General features: G+C 69.3%; 1 protein-coding gene. It reads right to left on the bottom strand.

The genetic code is table 11. The features are described 5' to 3' along the window. The coding region (locus ACEN88_RS33955; RefSeq protein ID WP_413346767.1) for an EamA family transporter at positions 1–329 on the bottom strand (329 nt) is incomplete at its 3' end. Positions 330–528 lie beyond the last annotated feature (199 nt).

The raw sequence follows: 528 nt of genomic DNA, 5'->3' as shown, positions 1-528 counted from the left end.
CGCGCGGCCAGCAGCGCGGACATCAGCGGCATCGTGGCGACGATCACGCCCATGTTGATCGCGGTCGTCGTCCGCGCCGCCTCGTACGCCAGGCCCTGGTACGTCGCCATGCCGAGGGCGCCCAGCAGCGCGAGTTTCGGCCAGTGCCGCGCCACGACGGCGCGTTTGCGCCACACCGCGCGCGCGACGAACGGCGTGAGGATCGCGCCGGCGAGCACCCAGCGATAGAAGGCGATGGCGGCCGGTGCGATGGCGGTGGCCGCGGATTTGGTGACGAGCGTGTTGCCGGTCCAGATGCACACGGCCAGCAGGGGAAAGAGTGTGTTCATGCCGCCATCATCGGCGGACCGCGGGCCGTGCGTAAAGTGATATCCTTGCAGGCAACCCGTGCACCGTATGCAGCATTCGCGATGACTCTTCAGACGCTCGACCTCAATCTCCTCGTCGACCTCGACGCCCTGCTGCAGGCGGGCAGCGTGGCGGGCGCGGCACAACGCCTGCACGTGAGCGCGCCGGCGAACCCGTCGT

The sequence above is a fragment of the Massilia sp. CT11-108 genome, assembly GCF_047302915.1.
GTDB lineage: Bacteria > Pseudomonadota > Gammaproteobacteria > Burkholderiales > Burkholderiaceae_D > Telluria > Telluria orientalis.
The sequence above is the reverse complement of the archived record's forward strand: the minus strand, read 5'-3'. Positions and strand labels throughout refer to the sequence as shown.